Source organism: Streptomyces griseoloalbus (assembly GCA_014650015.1).
Classification (GTDB): Bacteria; Actinomycetota; Actinomycetes; order Streptomycetales; family Streptomycetaceae; genus Streptomyces; species Streptomyces griseoloalbus.
In genome coordinates this window covers 1-3,192 of the sequence record BMUD01000059.1, presented here as the reverse complement: position 1 = coordinate 3,192, position 3,192 = coordinate 1, and the positions used below count along the sequence as shown (strand labels likewise).

General features: G+C 74.3%; 2 protein-coding genes. Both read right to left on the bottom strand.

The genetic code is table 11. The features are described from left to right. On the bottom strand, nt 1-1,984 hold a 1,984-nt coding region (locus tag IE178_RS34900; RefSeq protein WP_193515044.1), incomplete at its 3' end, for a type I polyketide synthase. Between the two features lie 36 nt (nt 1,985-2,020). After that, a partial coding sequence (locus tag IE178_RS34895; RefSeq protein ID WP_193515043.1) for a KR domain-containing protein occupies nt 2,021-3,192 on the bottom strand: 1,172 nt, incomplete at its 5' end.

Genomic DNA, 3,192 nt, shown 5'->3' with positions numbered 1-3,192 from the left:
GCGCGCAGGCGTCCTCCAGCGACAGCACCCCGGCCACGTGCGCGGCCGAGATCTCACCCACGGAGTGACCGGCCACGAACTCCGGCCGCACACCCCAGCTTTCGACCAGCCGGAACAGCGCCACCTCGACCGCGAACAACGCGGGCTGCGTGAACCCGGTCGTGTCGAGAAGCTCCGCCTCCGGCGTGCCCTCCGCCGCGAACAACACCTCCCGCAGCGGACGCTCCAACTCCACGTCCAGCCGCGCCAGCACGGCATCCAACGCCTCCGCGAACACCGGGAAGACGGCGTACAGCTCACGCCCCATCCCCGCCCGCTGCGCACCCTGCCCCGAGAACAGCACCGCCAGCGACCGCTCAGCGGCACGGCCACGCGCCACCTCGACCGGCGCCCCGCCCTCCAGGCTCGTGCCCGCGAGCAGCACCGCCCGGTGCTCGAACAGCGACCGCCCCGACGCCAGGGAGAAGCCCACGTCCAGCGCGGTGGCGTCGGTCAGGGCGGACACGCCTGCGAGCTGTGCCTCCAGGGCGCCCTTCGTCTTGCCGGCGACCGGCCACGGCACGACCGTCGGGTGAGCCGTCGGTGCGGCGGGCTGCTCCGGCTCCTCCGGTTCGGGGGCCTGCTCGACGACGAGGTGGGCGTTGGTGCCGCTGATGCCGAAGGAGGACACGGCGGCGCGGCGCGGCCGGCCGGTCTCCGGCCAGGGGGTGCGTTCGGTGAGGAGGCGGACGTTGCCCGCGGTCCAGTCGACGTGGGTGGAGGGCGCGTCGACGTGGAGGGTCTTGGGCAGGACGCCGTGGCGGATGGCCAGGACGGTCTTGATGACGCCGGCGACTCCGGCGGCGGCCTGGGAGTGGCCGATGTTGGACTTCACCGAGCCCAGCAGCAGCGGCCGGTCCTCGGGACGGTCCTGGCCGTAGGTGGCCAGCAGGGCCTGTGCCTCGATGGGGTCGCCGAGGGGCGTGCCGGTGCCGTGGGCCTCGACGGCGTCCACGTCGGCGGGTGAGAGTCCGGCGCCGGCGAGGGCCTGCCGGATGACGCGCTGCTGCGACGGGCCGTTGGGCGCCGTGAGCCCGTTGGAGGCGCCGTCCTGGTTGACCGCGGAGCCGCGGACGACGGCGAGGACCTGGTGCCCGTTGCGGCGGGCGTCGGAGAGCCGCTCCAGGACGAGGACGCCGGCGCCCTCGGACCAGCCGGTGCCGTCCGCGGAGTCGGCGAACGCCTTGCAGCGGCCGCTGGTGGAGATGCCGCCCTGGCGGGTGAAGCCGGAGAAGCCCATGGGGGTGGACATGACGGTGACACCGCCCGCGAGGGCGAGGCCGCACTCGCCCTGGCGCAGGGACTGGGCGGCCAGGTGGATGGCGACCAGGGAGGAGGAGCAGGCGGTGTCCACGGTGACCGCCGGGCCGGCGAGGTCGAAGGCGTAGGCGACTCGGCCGGAGACGACGCTGGCGGTGAGGCCGGTGGTGGCGTGGCCCTCCGCGTCCTCGCGGGAGTTCATCACGACGCCGACGTAGTCGACGCCGGCGGTGCCGACGAACACGCCGGTGCGGGAACCGCGCAGGGACACCGGGTCGAGGCCGGCGCGTTCCACCGCTTCCCAGGTGGTCTCCAGCAGCAGCCGCTGCTGCGGGTCCATGGCGACGGCCTCGCGCGGCGAGATGCCGAAGAAGCCGGCGTCGAAGGCGGCGGCGTCGACGAAGCCGCCCTCGGCGGCGGCGCTGCTGCCGGCCCCCTCGCCGCCCAGGGCGTCGAGGTCCCAGCCCCGGTCGGCGGGGAACGGGGCGATGCCGTCGCGGCCCTCGTCCAGCAGCCGCCAGAAGTCCTCCGGGGAGGCGACCGCGCCGGGCAGCCGGCAGGCCATGCCCACGATGGCGATCGGTTCGTGCCGGCTCGCCTCGGCCTCCTCCAGCCGCCGACGGGTCTTGTGCAGGTCGGCCGTGACCCACTTGAGGTAGTCGACGAGCTTTTTGTCATCGGACATGACGGGAGAACCCTTCCTGTGGTGAATCGGCTCGTCTCAGTGGTCGCCCATGCGGCCGAGCTCGTTGTCGATGAAGGCGAACACCTCGTCGGCGCTGGCCGATTCGAAGGCGTCGTCCACGGGGGTGCCGGTCGACTCCGGCGCGCTGCCGCGCACCTTGTCCAGCATCTGGCCGAGGCGGAGGGCGAGTCCCGCGCGGGTGATCTCGTCGTGCTCGCCGGCCGCGAAGAGCGCTTCGAGGCGGTCGAGTTCGGCGAGCAGCGAGGGGCCCTGCGGGCGCTCGTCGCCGGGGGCCAGTTCGGCGACGAAGTGTTCGGCGAGTGCCGTGGGGGTCGGGTAGTCGAAGACCAGGGTGGCCGGCAGGCGCAGCCCGGTCGCCGTGGAGAGGTGGTTGCGCAGTTCCAGGGCGGTCAGCGAGTCGAAGCCGAGCTCCCGGAACTCCTGGGTCACGTCGACGGCCTTCGGCGTGGCGTGGCCCAGCACCCGGGCGGCCTGCTCGCGGACCAGGTCGGTGACGTACCGGACGCGTTCGTCGGCGCGGAGTTCGCCGAGCTTGGCGCCGAGGGCGGCGGCCGCTCCGGCCGCGTCGGTGGCGGCGGCGGTGCGGCGGCTGCTCCTGACCATGCCGCGGAAGAGCGGCGGCAGGTCCTCGGGGGCGGCGCCGCGCATGGCGCCGGGGGCGAGGCCGACCAGGACCAGGAACGACTCGTCGGAGCCGCGTGCGATGTCGAAGAGGCCGAAGCCCTGGTCGACGGAGAGCGGCGGGAGGCCGCCGGACTGCATGCGGCGCATGTCGGTGTCGGAGAGGGTGCTGGTCATGCCGCCGTCGTGGGACCAGGGGCCCCAGGCGAGCGAGGTGCCGGCCAGGCCCAGGGAGCGGCGGTGCGCGGTCAGGGCGTCGAGGAAGGAGTTGGCCGCGGCGTAGTTGCCCTGGCCGGGGCTGCCCATGACGCCGGCGATGGACGAGAACGGCAGGAACGCCGCCAGGTCCATTTCGCGGGTGAGTTCGTGCAGGTGCCAGGCGGCGTCGACCTTGGGCCGCAGGACGGCGGCGAGCCGTTGTGGGGTGAGCGAGGCGACGACGCCGTCGTCGAGGACGCCCGCCGTGTGTACGACCGCGGTGAGCGGGTGTGCGGCGGGGATGCCGGCGAGGAGCGCGGCGGTGGCGTCGCGGTCGGCGGTGTCGCAGGCCGCGACGGTCACCTCGG